At 46.1% G+C, this 18,950-nt stretch carries 20 protein-coding genes; 4 read left to right on the top strand and 16 right to left on the bottom strand.

Annotated features, from left to right (window positions below):
* Positions 1 to 16 precede the first annotated feature (16 nt).
* The gene (locus LOZ80_RS00310) at positions 17 to 916 is read right to left on the bottom strand and encodes a LysR family transcriptional regulator (protein ID WP_238169574.1); all 900 of its coding nucleotides are present in this window, start codon (positions 914 to 916) and stop codon (positions 17 to 19) included.
* A gap of 169 nt (positions 917 to 1,085) precedes the next feature.
* On the opposite strand from LOZ80_RS00310, the gene LOZ80_RS00305 reads away from it, so the two are divergent.
* Genes LOZ80_RS00305 through LOZ80_RS00290 form a run of 4 tightly spaced genes read left to right on the top strand, consistent with a single transcriptional unit; the run spans position 1,086 to position 6,171 of the window.
* Entirely contained in the window at positions 1,086 to 2,048 is a 963-nt protein-coding gene (locus LOZ80_RS00305) for an ABC transporter ATP-binding protein (protein ID WP_238169573.1), read from the top strand.
* Between the two features lie 38 nt (positions 2,049 to 2,086).
* Entirely contained in the window at positions 2,087 to 3,190 is a 1,104-nt protein-coding gene (locus LOZ80_RS00300) for an ABC transporter substrate-binding protein (RefSeq protein WP_238173235.1), read from the top strand.
* 24 nt (positions 3,191 to 3,214) lie between these two features.
* Positions 3,215 to 4,870: an ABC transporter permease gene (locus LOZ80_RS00295; RefSeq protein WP_238169572.1), complete on the top strand. Its 1,656-nt coding sequence runs from the start codon at positions 3,215 to 3,217 to the stop codon at positions 4,868 to 4,870.
* Positions 4,870 to 6,171 (top strand): MBL fold metallo-hydrolase, encoded by a 1,302-nt coding sequence (locus LOZ80_RS00290; RefSeq protein WP_238169571.1) that lies wholly within the window; start codon positions 4,870 to 4,872, stop codon positions 6,169 to 6,171. The genes LOZ80_RS00295 and LOZ80_RS00290 overlap by 1 nt, the downstream gene beginning before the upstream one ends.
* Positions 6,172 to 6,182: 11 nt before the next feature.
* On the opposite strand, the gene LOZ80_RS00285 is transcribed toward LOZ80_RS00290, so the two are convergent.
* The 15 genes from LOZ80_RS00285 to LOZ80_RS00215 all read right to left on the bottom strand — a co-directional run bounded on the left by LOZ80_RS00285 (position 6,183) and on the right by LOZ80_RS00215 (position 18,913).
* Positions 6,183 to 6,755, bottom strand: a complete 573-nt coding sequence (locus LOZ80_RS00285; RefSeq protein WP_238169570.1) for a 5' nucleotidase, NT5C type — start codon at positions 6,753 to 6,755, stop codon at positions 6,183 to 6,185.
* 25 nt (positions 6,756 to 6,780) lie between these two features.
* Positions 6,781 to 7,425, bottom strand: a complete 645-nt coding sequence (locus LOZ80_RS00280; protein ID WP_238169569.1) for a pentapeptide repeat-containing protein — start codon at positions 7,423 to 7,425, stop codon at positions 6,781 to 6,783.
* Positions 7,426 to 7,464: 39 nt separating this feature from the next.
* A complete protein-coding gene (locus tag LOZ80_RS00275; RefSeq protein WP_189011623.1) occupies positions 7,465 to 8,073 on the bottom strand; it encodes a sigma-70 family RNA polymerase sigma factor in 609 nt (202 codons plus the stop codon).
* A gap of 24 nt (positions 8,074 to 8,097) precedes the next feature.
* On the bottom strand, positions 8,098 to 8,673 hold the full coding sequence (locus LOZ80_RS00270) for a hypothetical protein (protein WP_238169568.1): 576 nt from the start codon (positions 8,671 to 8,673) through the stop codon (positions 8,098 to 8,100).
* 253 nt (positions 8,674 to 8,926) lie between these two features.
* Complete coding sequence (locus LOZ80_RS00265; RefSeq protein WP_238169567.1) at positions 8,927 to 9,949, bottom strand: ATP-grasp domain-containing protein; 1,023 nt, start codon at positions 9,947 to 9,949, stop codon at positions 8,927 to 8,929.
* Complete coding sequence (locus tag LOZ80_RS00260) at positions 9,946 to 10,773, bottom strand: HAD family hydrolase (RefSeq protein ID WP_238169566.1); 828 nt, start codon at positions 10,771 to 10,773, stop codon at positions 9,946 to 9,948. Before LOZ80_RS00260 ends, LOZ80_RS00265 begins: the two co-directional genes overlap by 4 nt.
* Positions 10,770 to 11,903, bottom strand: coding sequence for a cysteine protease StiP family protein (locus LOZ80_RS00255; RefSeq protein ID WP_238169565.1), 1,134 nt, complete (start codon positions 11,901 to 11,903; stop codon positions 10,770 to 10,772). The genes LOZ80_RS00260 and LOZ80_RS00255 overlap by 4 nt, the downstream gene beginning before the upstream one ends.
* Positions 11,876 to 13,297 (bottom strand): phosphoribosyltransferase family protein, encoded by a 1,422-nt coding sequence (locus LOZ80_RS00250; protein WP_238169564.1) that lies wholly within the window; start codon positions 13,295 to 13,297, stop codon positions 11,876 to 11,878. Before LOZ80_RS00250 ends, LOZ80_RS00255 begins: the two co-directional genes overlap by 28 nt.
* A complete protein-coding gene (locus LOZ80_RS00245) occupies positions 13,242 to 14,345 on the bottom strand; it encodes an HpcH/HpaI aldolase/citrate lyase family protein (protein ID WP_238169563.1) in 1,104 nt (367 codons plus the stop codon). The genes LOZ80_RS00250 and LOZ80_RS00245 overlap by 56 nt, the downstream gene beginning before the upstream one ends.
* 66 nt (positions 14,346 to 14,411) lie before the next feature.
* On the bottom strand, positions 14,412 to 15,149 hold the full coding sequence (locus LOZ80_RS00240) for a TerC family protein (RefSeq protein ID WP_238169562.1): 738 nt from the start codon (positions 15,147 to 15,149) through the stop codon (positions 14,412 to 14,414).
* Between the two features lie 31 nt (positions 15,150 to 15,180).
* Positions 15,181 to 16,440, bottom strand: a complete 1,260-nt coding sequence (locus tag LOZ80_RS00235; RefSeq protein WP_238169561.1) for a TerD family protein — start codon at positions 16,438 to 16,440, stop codon at positions 15,181 to 15,183.
* Positions 16,441 to 16,511: 71 nt separating this feature from the next.
* A complete protein-coding gene (locus LOZ80_RS00230) occupies positions 16,512 to 17,099 on the bottom strand; it encodes a TerD family protein (protein WP_238169560.1) in 588 nt (195 codons plus the stop codon).
* 26 nt (positions 17,100 to 17,125) lie between these two features.
* Complete coding sequence (locus LOZ80_RS00225; protein ID WP_238169559.1) at positions 17,126 to 17,707, bottom strand: TerD family protein; 582 nt, start codon at positions 17,705 to 17,707, stop codon at positions 17,126 to 17,128.
* A gap of 46 nt (positions 17,708 to 17,753) precedes the next feature.
* A complete protein-coding gene (locus LOZ80_RS00220; protein WP_238169558.1) occupies positions 17,754 to 18,353 on the bottom strand; it encodes a TerD family protein in 600 nt (199 codons plus the stop codon).
* A gap of 113 nt (positions 18,354 to 18,466) precedes the next feature.
* Positions 18,467 to 18,913 carry a tellurite resistance TerB family protein gene (locus LOZ80_RS00215; protein ID WP_238169557.1) on the bottom strand — a complete coding sequence of 149 codons (447 nt, stop codon included), beginning with the start codon at positions 18,911 to 18,913 and terminating at the stop codon, positions 18,467 to 18,469.
* Positions 18,914 to 18,950: the final 37 nt, after the last annotated feature.

The raw sequence follows: 18,950 nt of genomic DNA, 5'->3' as shown, positions 1-18,950 counted from the left end.
GTTTTTGTAAAAAAATTCAGTACGTCCGTACGGAATCGCGCAGATAATCAAAAAAATTACCGAAAAAGGACGAACGTATTCGGTCCTCATTGTATGTGAAATAGATGTAGCGTTTAAACGGATTATGCGGAATTACATGATAGACCAGCTCTTTACGCTCTATTTCTTTGGCGATAGCGATCTTAGAAATGACAGAGACGCTGTCTCCGGTAAGCACAGCTTGTTTAATAGCTTCCAGTGAATCCATTTCCATGACAGGTCTAAGTTCGATCCCCAAATTTTTTGCCCATTTTAATGTCATTGTGCGCGTGGTGGATTCTTGACCATGTAGAATGAATGGCACATCTTTTAGAAATTCGGGATAAAGAGTTTCATACCTAGCCAGACGATGATCTGGGCTGAAGAAGAAAACAAGCTCGTCTTCACATAAGGTTTCACCAATTAAAGGTGCCCATTGAAATGGTTCTGCTGACATCACACCGATATCAATCTCATGATTGAGAAGCATTTCTTGAATAACAGGGGAGGTTCTCACGGTAAGTGAAATGGAAATATGCGGATAACGCTTGGAAAATGCGCTAAGAATGCTTGGCAGAACATAAGTCCCCGGCACATAGCTGGCCCCTATTTTCAAATGTCCGCTTCCCCTCTCATCAAATTCTTTCACTACTCTTTCTGCTTCCTGAGCAAGTGCGTTAATTTTTTTGGCGTAATGATTCAAGGATTGTCCTGCGTCTGTTAAATGAACTTTCCCTGCCTTGGAGTAAAACAGTCCGACGCCCAGCTCTTGTTCCATATTTTTCATATGAAAGGATACGGTCGGTTGTTTCAGCCCCAATTCATCAGCAACAGTTGTAATTCGTTTATGTTTATCTATTAATTCAATGATTTGAAGCTTAATCAAATTCCAGTTCATCGGCATGATTCTCCTTTTGGGTATCGTTCGTGATCATTATAGAAAAAATCTATGCGGTTGAATAGATTACAAACAAAAACTTAACAATCTATTTACTTTGCGTTGACACTCTGCTGATTATAAGATTCTAAACTAAAGTTGAGTTCCTAAGAACGGAAGGATGCCTAAAATGCCTTTACACCTTAGCGGTATCAACAAAACATTTAGTGGGTCGCCTGCGTTGGAAGCTATCGAGCTGACTGTGACAAAAGGGAAATTCACAACTTTGCTGGGCCCATCTGGATGCGGCAAAACAACTTTGCTGCGTATCATCGCCGGTTTGGAAACGCCGGATGCGGGAGACATTCACTTAGGAGAGTTGTGCCTGTTCTCCAAATCCCGCAGGATCAACCGTCCTGTTCATCAGCGTGATTTCGGAATGGTCTTTCAGGATTTTGCTCTATGGCCGCACTTAACGGTGCTGGAGAATGTGGCTTTCGGTTTGAAAGCAAAAGGGGACACAACCAACTGGCGTACTAGATCTATGGAGGCTATCGAACTTGTCCAATTGCGAGGTATGGAGAAGCGGTTTCCACACCAGCTCTCCGGAGGTCAACAACAACGTGTTGCTTTGGCCAGAGCGATTGTTGTTCGCCCACAGCTTGTCCTTTTCGATGAGCCTATGAGTGCCCTGGACGCTCTTTTAAGGGAAGAAATGCGTGTAGAGCTGATGAGACTGGTTCGCCAAATTGGGTTTACGGCCGTTTATGTCACTCATGATCAGACAGAGGCCATGTCGATGTCCGACGAGATTGTCGTCATGCAAAACGGCCGCATTTTACAAAAAGATGTGCCTGAGATCATTTACAGTAAACCCACCCACGCTTTCACAGCACGCTTTATCGGAAAAACGAATTGGTTGGAAGCCGATAAGCGGCTCGTTCGTCCCGAGCATGTCCGATGGACATCTGGTTCAGCGAATGACCTTACCTATTCTGGAGAAGTTCAAACGGTAAGTTACATCGGTGAACGCTATGAAATTACTGTGCGCTTAGAGAATGGCAATGTTTGGATGGCCTACCATCCATCACGACTGGTTGTAGGAGATCACGTTAAGCTTTATATTTCATCAGATCAGATTCATGTACTTTAATTTTAACTCAGAGAGGGTGCTCGCAATTGAAAACATCAATGAAAAAATCGTTAAACATTAGTTCCTTGGCTCTAATGACTGTTCTGGTAGGTGTAAGCTTGACCGGTTGTGGAACAGCAAAACCAGCATCGAATGGCAATGCAGCTACAGCAACTCCCGCTGCTACTGCTACTGCTACTGCTACTGCTACTGCTGTCACGACTACAGCAACACCAGAGGCTAAAAAGCTTAGTGGTAAAATTGTTGTATATAGTGCTGGACCGGCTGATCTAGCTACCAAAATCCAAAAAGGCTTTCAAGCCAAAACAGGTGTAGAAGTTGAAATGTTCCAAGGTACGACTGGTAAAATTCTTGCCCGCATGGAAGCTGAAAAAGCTAACCCCGTTGTTGACGTCGTGGTACTAGCCTCCCTCCCTTCCGCGATTGGGATGACAAAAAGTGGATTGACCCTCCCCTACAAAGAAGCGAAAAATGCCGATAAGCTAATCCCTGCCTACAGTGATAAGGATGGCAATTATTTTAGCTATAGCCTATCTGCACTGGGAATTGCTTATAACACCAAAACGGTTACGAATCCTCCGAAAGAGTGGAGCGATCTGACAAAGCCGGAGTGGAAAGACATGGTAAATATTCCAGATCCCGCTCAATCCGGTTCTGCGCTTGATTTCATGACAGGCTATACGAACAAAAATGGTGACGCTGCTTGGGATTTATTCGGTAAAGTGAAAGCAAATGGCGCTATCATTGCCGGAGCGAACCAAGAAGCCATGGATCCTGTTATTTCCGGAGCAAAAAGCATTGTTATGGCAAGTGTGGATTATATGACCTACGCTTCCAAAGCAAAAGGAGAACCTATTGATTTGATTTATCCAGCAAGCGGAACGGTTATTTCCCCTAGACCTGCCATGATTATGAAAACAAGTAAAAACGTTGATAGCTCCAAAGCCTTTATTGAATATTTACTTTCGGATGAAGCTCAAAAAATGGTGACGGATGCTTACTTGCTTTCCGGTCGCAGTGATGTGCAAGTCCAAGGCAGAATGAGCGCAAAGGATATTCCTACGATTCAGGTAGACTGGAATTGGATGAATGACAACCAGGCTTCCGTTACACAGAAATTCACCCAATTGTTCAAAAAGTAAGCGCCGGACGGGGATGACTGTCAGATGAGAATCAAACGTATGGGGACGTTCTTGGCACTGCTGCTTTTGGCTGTGCTAGTCGTCCTTCCTCTTTTATGGGTATCTTTCAAAAGTATTTGGATCAATGGGACGCTGGACTTGCTGGCACCTATTCGAACGGTTTTGGAAAAAGATTTAACTGGCGTGTTCAGTCACTCCTTGATACTAGGCGTCAGTGTCGTTGCAGGATGCACGCTGCTTGCTCTGCCTCTGGCCTGGCTAATGGCCAAAACACCGCTGCGTAAACACCGCTGGCTTGATATTGTGCTGCTCATCCCCTTCATGACACCGCCATACATAGGTTCTATGGGTTGGATTTTGTTCATGCAGCCTCGTGGTTATCTAGAGCAGCTGTTTCCAGGGGCTAAGTGGGTCAGCAGTCACTTTTTTAGCCTGTTCGGCATGATTACGATCATGAGCCTTCATTTATTTCCCTTTCTTTACTTGATTCTGCGCAATGCGATTCTACAAATCGGCGGAAATAAAGAAGAAGCCGCTGCTGTGCATGGGGCCAGCTTCATGTATACGGTAAGGCGTGTGATGCTGCCGCTTGTTTTTTCAAGTTATGTGATGGGCGCTTTGCTGATCTTCGTGAAAACCTTGGCCGAGTTCGGCACACCTGCCACTTTCGGTAGGCGCATTGGTTATTTCGTGTTAACGACAGAGATTCAAGCTTCCATCTCCAGTTGGCCTGTGGATTTCGGCAAAGCCACTTCGCTGGCCTCCCTTCTCCTTCTGGCTTGCCTTACACTTTGGTACATCCAGTCTATCGTCGTCCGCAAGCATTCGTATAACCTTGTAGGCGGCAAAGGTTCCCGTGAGAAAATCGTCGGGCATCGCAGCTGGCAGCAGGCGCTTGCTTGGGTATATGTCGTGCTGCTACTGGGTGCAGCCATTGGCATTCCCTATTTCTCCATCGTCTCCGCTTCGCTGATGAAGCTCCGGGGCAATGGGCTCGCTTGGACCAACCTGACGCTGCAGCATTATGGCGAGCTTCTGACATGGGGCTCACCGAGCATGAAGGCGCTGACGAACAGCATGGGGCTCGCCCTGCTCGCCGCCTGCCTAGCCGTCGCGCTCGGCACTTGGTTTGCCTTGAGCATCGGCCGCGCCAAGCAGTTGCCGCAGCGCATGACCGATATGTTCAGCCTGCTGCCGAACACAGTGCCTGATATGGTCCTGGTCGTCGGACTCATCATGGTATGGAACGCGCCATGGATGCCGATCCATATCTACAATACCTACGGCATGGTCGTCCTCACTTACGTGGTGTTCTTCCTGCCGTACACCGTTCAATACGTCAAAGCCCGCAACGGGCAGTTGGACGAATCCTTGCGGCAAGCCGGGCAAGTTTTCGGTGGGAAGCCCTGGTACGTGTTCCGACGTATTGTCTTGCCACTGCTCCTGCCGGGTATGCTGGCCGGCTGGATGATGACCTTCACCATCTCGCTTAGAGAGCTGGTCGCCTCGCTGATGGTGCTGCCGCCGTCCATGCAGACGTCAGCCACCTACATCTTCGCTCAGTTTGAACAGGGACAACTGTCACTTGGGATGGCGATGGCCGTCGTTTCCGTCGGTCTTACCACAGGCTTGCTGTTAATTGTCAACAACATGAATTCGAACAGAAAGTGGAATGCGTAATGATGCAACTACATGTATGGGGCGGCGCCGGTGAACACGGACGCTCCTGCTATTGGATCGGTAACGATCATACGAGCATTTTGCTCGATTGCGGCGTGAAACGAGAAGGATGCGGTGAGTATCCGTTGTTGGATCCCACGCGAATTGCTCGTTTGGACGCCGTTTTTCTTTCCCATGCCCATGAAGATCATTCGATCACGATCCCTTGGCTATATAAAATGGGCTATACCGGGAAGGTGTGGACCACGAGCCTTACGGCCATGCAGTTGCCAGGGTATTTTGCGTCCTGGGCAAACTATGTCAGTCAGCAAGGCGGGACGCTTCCTTATGATGAGGAAGACCTCGCAGCCATCCAATACGCCTACATCGAAGATGAAGTTCCGCCGCTGCAATGGGCAGCGTTGTCGCCAGCACTGCAGATTTGCTGGGGGCGCAGCGGTCATATGTTAGGGTCCATCTGGCTGCTCATAGAATTAGAAGGGAAACGTTTATTCTATTCAGGGGATTACACAGAGGAGTCATTTCTGTTGGAAACCGACACACCGGAGGGTGAAATTCGAGGGCCTGCGCATTTGCATGGGGCCATCGTAGATGCCGCTTACAGCACAGATGCGGAGCATCAACCCGAAAAGCTGGAGCAGCTCTATATGGCTGCTGCGAACATCCTATCAGCAGGCGGGCAGCTGCTTATGCCGGTTCCCGTTTCCGGCAGAGGGCAGGAACTGCTGCTGCTTCTGCGGCGGCGGTTCCCTGATACGCCGATCCGGGTCGAACACGAGCTCATCGACGCGATGGAGCTCATGCTTGAACATGCCAGCTGGCTGAAGCCGGGCATGGATCAAGTGCTTGCTGATGCTTTGCGTCTCAGCAGCTTTGAGATTGTGCACGGTGATGAGCAGCGTGCACATCTGCTAGAGCAGGACATGGCTGCCGGGCGAGCGGCCATATGGTTTACGAACGATGGCATGATGCAGTCAGCTAAATCTCAGTGGTACTATGAGAAGCTACGGACTCATGCCGGGAGCGGCATCCTGATTACCGGCCACGTTGCCAAGGGGACGATGGCCGAGCGGCTGCTGGGTCTCAGTGAAGCGCAACGCGGCTGTCGCATGGCGGTTGTACGATACAAGATTCATCAGGGTAAACCCGATGTACGCAAAATGACCCAAGCTATGAACAGCAAGTTTACACTGCTGGTTCATGCGCCCAAACGGGATACGGATATCCTGCTTAAGCAGCTTGAGTCGGAAGGTTATCGTGATTTACTGTCGTTACAGCCAGGTGACATCATCCATCTATGAGGCAGGATCGCCTATCCTGCCTCTGTTTTTATAATGTCGAGAAGTTCATCCCAAGAGGTGATCCGCGGTATTTGAAGATGCTGATTGTAGGATCTGTCTTTGACATAGACGTTCACAGGCATATGAGACAAGGTCTCCAAGACAGTGGGTTTATCGTCGAAATAATAGTCCAGCTTCAACTCATCAATAATATGAACCTTCTCGGAATCGCTCATGCCACAATAGAAATGGCCGTCCGCTACCGGGAAATCATTGGCAATAAGCCATTCACGGGTTCGATCCGTATGCTCCTTAGCTCTGGCCGTTATGTAATAAACTTCATGGCCTTGGTCGACTAAAGCATGCAGGACTTCCCGGGCATGAGGAAATACCGCACATTTGGAATAATAAATGTCATCCCGGAGGCTGGACCACAGCTTCCCGCCCTCTTCCTTGGTCAAACCGAAGGCGCTGTGGATTTCCATCGAAGGCAAGGCGTGAAATACATCGAGTCCAACATTTTGCTGCAATCTATCATTGTAAATATGAAAAGCATGTTCCCTCAGGTTGATGAGTGTATCATCAATATCAAAACCAAATTTCACCGTTACGTCCTCATTTCATATCCCGTTATTCCTTCAATACGAGTCCAAACAAATTTGCAAACACGGAAGCTTGTCCTCTGGAAATAATACAACCGCGCAAGTCATCAATACTCACACCGAGACTCGTGAACTCGCAACTGCTGATATCAATGCCTGAAAGCTTCGTTCCAGTAAACTGCGCCCGATCCAGTTGGCAAACCTCAAAATGCGTTTTTTGCAGCGTTGACTCATAGAAATCGGCGCTTAACAGCGAGCAATCCTGGAAATTAATTTGCTTGAAATTAGCCATACGGAAAGTGGCATAATCAGCTAAACAAGCATGGAACAACACATTCCGGATCGTGGCACCCGTCAGATCCATCCCGATAATTTTACAATTACGGAATTCGGTCCGATGTATAGTAGCTTCTCCAAAATCAACGTTGGATAAATCACAACGATCAAAAATGACATCGGTCAGTTCAATTTCCTTCATTGAAATGCGCGTAAACGTCACATTGCGAAAAATAATTTTATCGAAAGCGACTTTGTATCCTGATTGATTGTCAATCGTGCAATCGCTAATTATTCCTGTATGAAAGCTTTCCTCGGATTCGAGTTCCTCGTACGGCAGCTTAATTTCGGGTAATTCTTTAGGTATTTTGGGTGCTTCAATTTTGGGAAGGCTCATTCCGTTACTCCTCTGTCCTCAAATAATGGGTTCATGCTTTTAGAAAATTATGACGGAAGTCAGGCTTTGCACCAAGAAAAATAAGGATCCCCATTTTCGTTTGATGTAATTCCGGCCGCGGAATAATCTCGTTTTGATCGTCGATACAGGCAGATTGACTTCTTTGCTAATATCCTCCAGCGACATATCCAAGTAATACTTGTATACAATCAAGTTTTTGTATTTATCAGGCAAATCTTGAATCATCCGCTCTACTTGCGCCGCGGTTTCCAACTCGATCAGTTGAAGTTCTGGCGTTTTCTCTTGACTGGTGAGCTTTTCATAAAAAGGAAGGGAATCCTGAAACGGATTCGGATTCGTATCCATGGACAGCTCGGATTTTTTTTTGCGCAAAACGTCAATCGTCACATTTTTGCCAATACTGAAAATCCAACTGGAAAAGTTTTTCGTAGTGTCAAACCGATGAGAATGCAGATAAGCGCGCAGAAACGTCTCTTGCACAACATCTTCCGAATCCGATTTATTGCGCAGCATACGATAGGCTAATCGATATATTTTGTCTTTATAAAGCTCTAGAAGACGATTGAACGCTTTAGAATCCCCTTGACTCCACAAGGCGGCAAGCTGACTATCGTTTAATTGCAGCATGTTTAAACTCCTTTTTGATGAAGGCTACCATCTTTTCTTTCCACCAGATTCATCGGGATCACTGAACCCGCTCATCTTCTCATAGGCCTCTTTCCAAGTCGTGAAAATGGCTTGAATCTGTATGAATTCCTTATCTGCAGGTCCGGCTCCTTGCATAAACATAACTTCTAGCATCCGTTTGTAAAAAGACAACCGTTTATGAATGATGGCTCTTTCGATCTCCATAATTTCTTCCAGACTGTGATAGTCCATAAAAGATTGAACGTCTTCCGGCTCATCTTGCTCCTGGGGAGGTCGTTCTTCCCGCGGATTGCGCTCCGGCATAGCTGGACTTGGTCGATCACTCAAATCTACAGTCGTTCTAATCTCAGACAAGAGAATGTTTTCCTTGGCGCACATCACATGAAAATATTTGTTCTTGAGCAGTTCGTTGATGACTAGCTGACACATATCTTTATTCCGAATCAACATGCCATCAAAGGGATGAAGCGTCCAAACCTGATCTTTTTCATATATATTGAAAGTAAACCATTCATTGGCGTATAAAATTTTGGTGTTAATTGTGTAGGCATCAATAATTTCAAAGCTAAAATCGAGCAATGTACATCCCCCTCCTGAGCATGCAAACCCTATCTTCCATTCTACCAAATCGGATCAAAAAAAAGAAACCTTTTCAGGTTTCAAAGTTGTCTATTTATCTATATATTTGGACACAACTTCGGCTTTTTCAGCACTGGCGATGACAATGAGAACGACGATTATGCCGAATAGGATAATTCTGCCTACCATCATACTCTGCACCTTCTTCGACAGATTTGAACATCTATACTCAAGATATGATGGGCAGCCTTATTTATTCACCAAGATCCATAATAATGTATTTTTCGATATGGCTGGCCAGTATGCCGTAATTAGGCCTTTGCACGTCCACATGCCCACCTAGAATTGATTTAACCGCTAAATAAGGGAAATTAATCCCGGATAAACACGTGACATGCAGGCCGCCGGACATCCGCGGATTAATTTCAAGCAGCTTGGGAACACCTTCGTTGTACTTCACCTGGATGTTGTAGTTGAACGGAATTCGATACGTAGCGGCGACTTGATTAGCAATTTCGATAAGTTCCGGCACTTCCTCCAGCAAACGCAGGCGTCCATCTGCTTTTCTACGGGGCACAGCGGCCAGCAGTTCACCCGATGCAGTAGCCAAACAGTCAATACTGTATTCGTACCCGTTCAGCAGTTCCATCACCATAAGATCATCGAAACGATCCACAGATGATAAGATTTGATAAGCTTGATCCGTAGACAGATACGGTGTCACTGTTCCGAACAAATCGCTCAAGTTGTCGCGCTTGTTGCTGATGATCCGAAAGCCCATTCCGCCTTCCGCATTCGTCGGCTTCATGCAGACCTGATGTCCAGCTCCACTTAGAACTTCGTAAGCCGACATGAATTCATCAGCAGTGTTCACGACACGGTAGTCCGGAATCGCGAGAATATTCTTCTCCCGGATGGCTTCATAAAATTTCTGCTTCTCTAGCAAATTCTCTAGCAGCTCTAAATCCCGGCAAACCGTCACTTTCGTTCCTACGCTTTCAAACGCATCTATATGTTTGGCGATAGCGTACATGTGCAGGCGTGGAATAAAGACATCAACACCATGCTTTTTGCAGAAATTCAAAGCAAATTCCACATAGTCATCATCCCCTAAGACCGGCTCTGTTTCTGCGAAATCAGCTGCTTGCAGCGCCATGTGGGAACGATCCGGATGTGTGCCATACATTTTGAATTGCACGCCATCTTCGTTGTTGCGAATGCTGTTCATATAGTGATAAGCAACGGAAAACCAACGGTTGAACCATACTTTTTTCATGAGGACTCCTTTATCTCGAATTGAGCTGTAGTGACAGACTGTACGTAGTTTAAAATTTCATCGGTTGCAAAAATACCGGACTCCTCGGTAAAGGTATAATTCCCTGTTGGCGCAAGCTGTTGCTGCCGGAATAACTCCCCATGTCTAGGCGCGATCGAATAGTCAGCGAAGTCCAATAACACTTGATCCAGCAGCGAATCACCGGAAGCTACAACTTTATCTTCGCCTAGGAGCTGCTTGATGTGGGCGACGGCATCTCGCTTATTCACGGCATGCGGTACGACATAAACCTTCCTTCCCTGAATGGAAGTGCTCCAACCCATCTGGTGAAGCTCTGCGCTCATATCCATCACTTCCTGCAAAGGCATCTTATCCCGATGCACGATGTGGGAAAAGAAAAAATCATCACAGTATGTGGAGCCAATGACCCATGCTGGATTCAACACCTTGTCCGTCAGCGTACGGACATCCTGAACATGCACGCTAGTTTCACTGACGCGGGCTGCGATGGCTGCCTGCCAATCAGGATCAGGCTGCCCAGCCACAACAATATTCCCGCCGTTGCTCGTCACGGCGTATTGGGGCTTTACCATTTGACTAATCAAATGGATGCGCAAGTACTGCTGAATCGTTCTTGTCGTCACCGGAACGAAGATCAGCTCCGCCATCAACGCCTGAAGCCGCTGGAAGGCGCTGGCAGACATATACGATCTTGCTTTGCCGTCAATCAGCTCGGCCAAAAGAATCCGACTGCCCAGCTCTTCCGCTCGCTCTGCCGGCTGTGAATAAATCAGCGTCTGGTCCAAGTCGCTTGCAAAAATCATTCGGCATCTCCCTTCACTGATTTGATAATGCCGCAGCACGAATACGTGAGCCCCGGGTATACTTCCACCGGCACATCCCTCGCTTCTGCCAGGAGCCGGATATGGCGGATATTCGGATTATCCAGGCGGTCAACGAGGATTTTCCACGGAACTCTGCGAAGCAGTACACGTGTCGTCTCGCCGACGCCAGGTTTGATCAAATTGATGTCTGGTATGTGATATTCACTTTGGATTGCCTCGATATCGTGCAGACCCTTCCAGGTAACTTCGGGGGGATTCGCTAGGAATTCATTGGCTCCCCGCTGGGCTTGCTCAACAATCCCGCCAAAAAGCGGCGCAATTTCAGCAATAAAATGATTCGATAGATCCTGATCCAGCCAATCTTTATAAAACTTGGATCCATGAAAATCATACGGTCCGATAAGATCCTCACGGAGTACCGTTCGGCTCATTAAGCCGGATACCGTGGAATTCAAGCATGCGCTCGGAATCAAGAAATCCTCCCTCGTTCCGAACATGTCCGTGCAGTGGCCTGGATCCGCCAATACCGCAAGCTCGTCGTCCAGCTTGATCCCATGCTCTTGCTCTAGCTTCTGACAAGCCTCCGTCAACACCTTGCGAATAGCCCCTTTGCCGGTCCACCCATCGACGAATTGCAGTTTGGCGCCTGGGTGTTTCTGCAGAATGTAAAATAGCGCATTCTCATCTATCCCTTTGCCACGAATAATTGAAATGCTATAATGTGGCAGCACGTGCTGATGAATGTCTTCTACATAGCGCTTAATCAGAATCCCAACCGGTGTGCCTGCTCTCGCCAAAGAAACCAGAACGGTGTCAGGCCCCTTTCTATGCAGAATCAGCTCAGCCGTTATGCCAACAGCCAGTGCAACCTTCTCGGCTGACTGCTTGAGCGTCTCTTGATATAGTTCCAAATAGGCCGCCGTAGGCTGCTTCTCTTCGGGAAGCATTTCTGAATAATGCGTTCCCGACTGAATCGCGCGTTCTCTGGCATCAAGCGACTTCTCCAGCTTCACCTCGCTCAAATCCTTGAGCAGAAAGATCACATCGGATGCGGGGTAACTGCCCAAACGGACAGGATCGTTTATTGGCCGAGTACGCCAGTCTGCCATGTTGGATGCTCCTTCCAAGCTGTCGTCTGGGGCGAGAATATCACAATATGGATCTGTTTCAGCCCCCGCGTCAGAAGAATCTCAAGCAATGGCTGCATCGCCGCGCGGTCCACTTCTCTTTCCATGAACAAATAGAGATCATCGTACTGACCTTCTTTGATATTGTAAAGAAAATACGTAACGTCCGGATCTTCCGGAGCTGGGTACGGATAGCCTACTTGAACCGCGTAGTCTTCTCGATCAATACAATGGATCGGACTTCTCGTCGTCGATTGGTAGACAACACCTTCGCCCATCTCAGCGGCAATTCGCATTGGCAGATACATAAATTCGCCGGTTCCAACGCACAATGTTGCGGTGCCTATCCGAGACTGCTTCAACAGTTCAGCAGCTTGTGTGACTGCTTGATCGGATTGTTGGCAGTCCTCTGGTGTAAGACCGAAACGGCCGCTATCGCGCAAATAAGGGCGCTCATTCGCAGCAGGCGGAACATGTCTAAAAAGCTGATCCACATAAATAAAATCAATGCAATCGCTTTGGTTTGCTGCTTGCAGACGAGTATGATCCTGCCGTGGGATACTTTCGGATGAACCTCGAACCTCTACCTCACCTTTGATCAGAGAGATAACGTGAATCGAAATGTCCAGTTCCAACTCCAGCTTCCGGAATTGCTCCTGATCCTTCTCTGTGCGCCAATCCAGCAGCGCCAGAACATAATAAGCCTTCTTAGGAAATTTCCCCTGCATATCTCTGATAATATTCAAGGACGTTTTGCCCGTGGTTATTTCGTCGTCCACAAGGACTACCAGATCAGCTTCGGTTAGCAGATTAGCGTCCAGCGCATAGCAGTAATGTGCAACCGCATGGGAATGCTCCTCGCTGAAGCTGATGATGGAAGGTAATCCATCAATCACCTCACGCGTTGTATGGATATAACTTCCGTTATGTCCAAAAGTCTGAAAGACAGCATGTCCTATCGCTGTAGCCGTTTCGGCGAAACCAATAAAAGCTACAGATTGAGGCAGGGATAATCGATGGGACATGATTTCTTTATATGCGGCTTCTGCTTGAAGTGGCTCCGTCATACCTTGAATCGCAAGCGGCAGCAAATCTTCCGCCACTTCACCATGAAGAGTCTGCTGCAGCATGAGAGCCAGCGAAACTCCACTTAACAAAGAAACATACGGTTGAACAGGAATATGTTTGCCGAGCACCTTACTGACAAATAGAAACGAGCGTTTCTTATTGATTCTTGCCGCCATTGCAAACAATTGATCGAGAGGAATATCATAGGGGTTTGAAGTCACGTTCACTTGAAGTTCTAAATCTCCGGCAATGCTATACGTACGCCCGATCTTGTTTGGACAATAATCCGAAATATTGTTGTTGTTCATGCAGCACCCCATAAATGTGTGATCGTAAAAGAATCCGTCTAGCCCAGCTTAAATGAGGTTTAATTTCATTCATTTTATTCGCATATGCGCTCTTGATCACACCATGATCGCCATTATTATTGGAAATAATGCTTGTCGCATCCGCATACTCCTCATGCGTTACGGCATACAGCGACTGCACAGGTTTGATATGTGTTGGATGAATAATGGTTTTGCCAATCAGCCCGTTTTCTTTATCCATGATCACTTCCCGAATTAGCCCCTTCTGAGGGAAATATTCCCATACAGGACCAGAGATCACGAACGAAGCGTCCACACGCCCGAATATATTTATAATATCAGCTACACAATCACGAATCGGCGTAATGTCATAGATGGTCATTTCCGAACTGCGTCTCAAGCCAAACAAACTGGAGAAATCGGTAGCGCCTATCCGAACATTCAGAACGAGATCTTTGTATTTGGTCAAAATATCTTTAATCCCTTGCAGCGTTTGAAAACGACTTTCTTTATAAATAATTGCGCCGGATTCCAGAATAGGAAGACCGTACAACTTAGGGGCAGACACTGGTTTCTCATCATTATAAGTTTCTAAAATATGAAAGTAGGCCTCGCCATTCGCCATCGTAAACTTAGGAAATACAAAACCGGTTAGCAGTGTGACATTCTCTTCCAAACGCTCAATCAAATAATTCAATTGATTCTCACTTCTCACTCGAACAAATAATAAGGGGAGGTTGTCCGCGCTCAGAATACCTACTTCAACTAATGCAGCCAATTTGTTCATTTGACTCACTAACGATTCTTCAGCGTCATGCACCTCGTTCTCCCCTACGGCATCTTCCAAATCAAGAACGACGGAGACAAGCCCTTCAATTTTGCCAAAAGCAATATCTTCCGCAAAGGTAGGACGTGTAGCAGGCATATAAAGTGCGGCACCAATAGAATGAGCTAGAATATCTTGGTTCGAATGATTATGAAAAGAGGTGGGCGGAATATAAAATAAAGCTTTTTCTTCATCGGCTGTTAAATAATTAAAATATCGCAATCCGATCCCTCCCTCATTTGGTGAAAGAACAATCCCTCCATATAGGAGGGATTGTGAATGTTAAGTTTAGTTAGCAGACTCTGGTTTATTTTTCTTGCGAAGCAAGCTAAGGATAATCGTACCACCAAAGATGACAATAAGGATACTAAAGAAAATAACATGGGAGACATGGAACCCGAAGGCGCCGGCAATCATTTTAAGACCGATGACGATAATTAGGATGAAAGCTGCTTTCTCCAACTCTGGAATCTTGTCAATGAGCTTCAAGAAGACTTGCGCAACGCCTCTCATCATTAATACCCCGATAATACCACCAAGGAACAATACCCAAACCTTGTCACTGACACCGAAAGCAGCAAGCACGCTATCGACGCTGAAAGCAATATCCATGATTTCTACGGCTAGCACCGTGCGCCAGAAGGAAAGTCCCTTATTCTTAACTTCCCCTTCTTCTTCATGCTTCTTGAAGAAGAGGTTACTAATGGCAATCCATAAGAGATACCCACCACCGAGCACTTTGATCCAGGTAATCTGTACGAGGAAAGTACCTACCCCAATAGCGATGAACCTGAACACATAAGCTCCTAGCAATCCGTAAAATAAAGCTTTCTTCTGCTGCTCTTTGGGCAAATGTTTAACCATGACGGCAAGAACCAAAGCGTTATCTGCGGATAATAAACCCTCTAGGATAACCAGCGTACCGATAATTCCCCAGCTGACCGGGTCTGAGAGCGTGGCTGAAAGCACGTCCCAGTTAAAAAAGTTGGTGAAATTGTCAATAAAGCTCTGAAAAAAATCTGCCATGCTGTGACCCCCCTCTATCATTTTTCATTCATTATTTACTGCCTGCAACCCATCTCATCCCCCATCCAAAGGCTTCATCCAGCTGTTTATGACCGGAGAAGTATTGGACAAGACGTTCAATACTGAATGTTTCATTATTTTGATTACGAATAAGAGCAATAGCGCACATCCCTTGACGATTATTATGCTCGTTTAATTTCACGATGATGTCAGGTCCGCCATCCTGCTTAATGGAAACGACCCCATCAGCCTCAGACCATGTTGTTGCTCCTTCATAAATGAACGTGAAAATAAGAATTCGTTCAAATTCCGTCAACTTATTACCGTTGATTCGTATATTTTCACCTGTGGTTACTGAGCCAGTGCGGTCATCACCATCTAAGGCTATATACGGCTCTCTGTTTAACGCGCCGAACTGGTTGCCAAGTGCTTGGATGACACCTTTTTGACCATTTTTCAGTTCATACAAACAGGCAAGATCCAAATCAATCCCTTTGCTTTTTCCAAAAAAGCCTGTTGACTTCTTCTGATTCCAATTCAAATTAATGAGAATTTCTCCAAGCTGACCGGCACTCTTCTTCTCTAAACTGATCCGATCTCCCTTCTTTTTCAGCTCAATCTTGTTCAGATTGATGGGAGCCGGAGGGATAAGTGGTGGCGTACTGCTAGGAATTGGTGCTGCTGTAGGGGCAGGTGTCGGCGCAGGCGTCGGATTCGTTGTCGGAGGAGCTGTAGGCTCGTCCTTCACTTCGATGCCAAAATTACCGCACAGCGCTTTGAGGCCGCCCGAAAAACCAGATCCAATAGCACTGAACTTCCATTCACTGCCGTATCTATATATTTCTCCAACAACAATCGCTGTCTCAACGGAGAATTGATTTCCTAAGTCATATCGCAAAATATCTTGTCCCGTACCCTGATGGAAAATCCGGATATAAGCTTGATTGACCAAACCGAATTGTTGTTTCAGCTTCTCCCCTTCATAAATCGTCAAGGTGATCGCTATCTTCTCAACATTCGTTGGCACCTCAGAGAATTGGATTGCGAATTGTTTCTGATCTTGTCCAGATGAAGGTTGATCAATAAATTTCACGCCATTTTTGGTTGGGTTGTTATAGAAGACTAATTGATCATCATGATCGACTTTGCCGTTGGCGCCTAATAAGAATGCCGATGTGTCCAGGTCCACATGTGCAGGAGCCTGCCAACCGATACCGATACCAATCGTGGAAAGTCCCGGATTTGTTTTTGTAAGATCGGCCTTTTGGCCTTTAATAAGAGAGATGTGCATGAAGGACTGTCACCTTTCCGTGCCAAAATGGAAGGGTGATGCCTTGCACGCACCACCCGTAGTACTAAACACTACTCTGCATCAAGCCCATAATTTTTGCATAACGCTTGAAGACCGCCTTGAAAACCACTGCCAACAGCTTGGAATTTCCAATCTTGACCTTGGCTGTCTCTGTACAACTCACAAATAACAACCGCCGTCTCAACGGAGAAATCCTCACCTAGATCGTAACGCAGAATTTCGCGATTCGTAATTTCATCGACTAGCCGAACGAACGCATTGGACACTTGTCCAAAGTTTTGGTTCCGATTAGGCGCATCATGAATCGTTACCGCAATGCCGACTCGGTGAATATGCGCCGGTATTTTGGAGAAGTCAACCTTGATTTGCTCATCGTCTCCATCCCCGTCACCTGTTCGGTTATCGCCGGTGTGCTGCACAGAACCACCCGCACCCACCAGATTGTTGTAGAAGATGAAATCATCTATTCCTTTGGCTTTGCCATCGGCATGAAGCAGGAACGCCGATGCATCTAGATCAAAGGAATGGCCGCCGCTATATTTGTTCGTATCCCAGCCTAATCCGATAATGGCTTTGCTTAAACCTGGATTCGTTTTGGTTAAGTCAATTCTTTGACCTTTGGACAAGCTAATTGTCATTTGGGCATCTCCTTACCGTTCAATGATTAAGAAGTTTGCAAACCGTAGTCACGAGCCAAACCGCCTAGACCGTCTCTGTATCCGCTGCCGATAGCGCTGAATTTCCACTCGCCGTTGTTGCGGTACAACTCGCCTACTACAACACCTGTTTCTACGGAGAAGTCTTCGCCTAGATCAAAACGGATCAACTCTGCGCCTGAAGCATCGTTCAAAATGCGCACGTAAGCGTTGGATACTTGTCCGAAGTTTTGCGCTCTTGCTTCAGCATCATGAATCGTGATGCAGAAAGCAATTTTTTCTGTTTCAGCTGGAACTGATGCCAAGTCAATAACAACTTGCTCGTCGTCTCCGTCACCTGCACCTGTACGGTTGTCACCTGTGTGAACAACAGAACCATTCGCATTCTTAGGGTTGTTGTAGAAGATGAAGTCGGATTCAGATCCAACTTTGCCCGTAGCATTCACACAGAAGATAGAAGCGTCTAAGTCGAAATCTTTACCACCATCATATTTGTTCGTGTCCCAGCCAAGACCAACGATCACTTTCGTTAAACCTGGGTTTGTTTTTGTTAAATCTACTTTTTGACCTTTAGATAGAGAAATTGCCATTGTAGTTAACCTCACTTTTAATTGGGATTTGGTTTATTTTTAATTTTTAGTTATAGCGTTTCACTAATTGTCCAATTGTTGTATCCGTGCTGCCTTCGCCAATTGCAGTAAATTTCCATTCTCCGCTATGACGATACATCTCACCAACGATCAGAGACGTTTTACCTGAATAGTTGTCGGTTAAATTAAATTTAACCAATTCAGCTTGGTTAGAATCATTCAAAATCCGGATATAGGCGGATTGAATGAGTCCGAAATCTTGCTTTCTATTTACACAATCATAAATATTGACAACAAATACAATTTTACTGACATCCGCAGGCACTTGACCCAAATTAACAGCGATTTGTTCATCATCGCCATCGCCTTCGCCCGTACGGTTATCACCGGAGTGAACGACGGAGCCATCTGGACTTTGCAGATTTGCGAAGAATACGACGTTCTTCTCTTTTGTCAATCTGCCGTTCTCATCCAACATAATGACAGAAGCATCGCAGTCAATTTCTACGGTTGTTTTTTTGGTTCCGAAAAAACCTTTTTTCTCAACGACAGCAGGATCCCAGCCTAGCCCTACAACTACTTTAGATAGACCAGCGTTTCCTTTCGTTAAATCGATCTTCTGACCTTTGACCAGATTGATTGTCAACGTGGTCACCTCCCTTCGCAGTTTTGCTTGTTTTTTGTCTTGCCTATTATTCTGATACGGATGAATGTCCATCACGTTTCACAATTCTACTGAAATATTTATACTTTCGACCTTTACAGACTAAATTCGCTAGGATTCAGGTTAAGAGTGGTACAAATATCTCTTACAACACGCTTCTCATTCTCATCAAAGTCACCATCTGCAGCACCGATGGCACAACAAACAGCAATAATAATACGGCCAACTTCCGGCTTATTATTGAACTTGGCAATCACTTTAAGCGCTTCTTGTTTTCCAACAATATTGGAGAACTCAAAACTGCCGGCAAAATGATTGAAACGAGCAATCACGTTACTCACTTCAAATACTTTCAATTCTTCGCTGCGGCTAATGTAGCCGACCATTTTCTCTTTCTCTTCGTTTCCGATACTTCCATCAGCAGCGGCTACAATCGCACATCCCGCAACGACTGCGTCCAGAAAATCTTTGTTTTGAAACTTCTTCACTTGATCCGTTAAGCCTGTTTTGGCACTTGAAAACCAAGATTTAAATGTACTCATTTGGGCACCACCTATATGATTTAGTTACAGATTTTGA

Origin of the sequence: Paenibacillus sp. HWE-109, from assembly GCF_022163125.1 — a bacterium.
GTDB lineage: Bacteria > Bacillota > Bacilli > Paenibacillales > NBRC-103111 > Paenibacillus_E.
This window is presented reverse-complemented; position numbering and strand designations above follow the sequence as displayed.

Bases quoted from the DNA above. Each gene is read 5' to 3' on its own strand.
- LOZ80_RS00310 (WP_238169574.1), bottom strand. From the start codon at position 916: ATGAACTGGAATTTGATTAAGCTTCAAATCATTGAATTAATAGATAAA.
- LOZ80_RS00305 (WP_238169573.1), top strand. From the start codon at position 1,086: ATGCCTTTACACCTTAGCGGTATCAACAAAACATTTAGTGGGTCGCCT.
- LOZ80_RS00300 (WP_238173235.1), top strand. From the start codon at position 2,087: ATGAAAAAATCGTTAAACATTAGTTCCTTGGCTCTAATGACTGTTCTG.
- LOZ80_RS00295 (WP_238169572.1), top strand. From the start codon at position 3,215: ATGAGAATCAAACGTATGGGGACGTTCTTGGCACTGCTGCTTTTGGCT.
- LOZ80_RS00290 (WP_238169571.1), top strand. From the start codon at position 4,870: ATGATGCAACTACATGTATGGGGCGGCGCCGGTGAACACGGACGCTCC.
- LOZ80_RS00280 (WP_238169569.1), bottom strand. From the start codon at position 7,425: ATGAGCCTTCCCAAAATTGAAGCACCCAAAATACCTAAAGAATTACCC.
- LOZ80_RS00275 (WP_189011623.1), bottom strand. From the start codon at position 8,073: ATGCTGCAATTAAACGATAGTCAGCTTGCCGCCTTGTGGAGTCAAGGG.
- LOZ80_RS00265 (WP_238169567.1), bottom strand. From the start codon at position 9,949: ATGAAAAAAGTATGGTTCAACCGTTGGTTTTCCGTTGCTTATCACTAT.
- LOZ80_RS00260 (WP_238169566.1), bottom strand. From the start codon at position 10,773: ATGATTTTTGCAAGCGACTTGGACCAGACGCTGATTTATTCACAGCCG.
- LOZ80_RS00255 (WP_238169565.1), bottom strand. From the start codon at position 11,903: ATGGCAGACTGGCGTACTCGGCCAATAAACGATCCTGTCCGTTTGGGC.
- LOZ80_RS00250 (WP_238169564.1), bottom strand. From the start codon at position 13,297: ATGAACAACAACAATATTTCGGATTATTGTCCAAACAAGATCGGGCGT.
- LOZ80_RS00240 (WP_238169562.1), bottom strand. From the start codon at position 15,149: ATGGCAGATTTTTTTCAGAGCTTTATTGACAATTTCACCAACTTTTTT.
- LOZ80_RS00235 (WP_238169561.1), bottom strand. From the start codon at position 16,440: ATGCACATCTCTCTTATTAAAGGCCAAAAGGCCGATCTTACAAAAACA.
- LOZ80_RS00230 (WP_238169560.1), bottom strand. From the start codon at position 17,099: ATGACAATTAGCTTGTCCAAAGGTCAAAGAATTGACTTAACCAAAACG.
- LOZ80_RS00225 (WP_238169559.1), bottom strand. From the start codon at position 17,707: ATGGCAATTTCTCTATCTAAAGGTCAAAAAGTAGATTTAACAAAAACA.
- LOZ80_RS00215 (WP_238169557.1), bottom strand. From the start codon at position 18,913: ATGAGTACATTTAAATCTTGGTTTTCAAGTGCCAAAACAGGCTTAACG.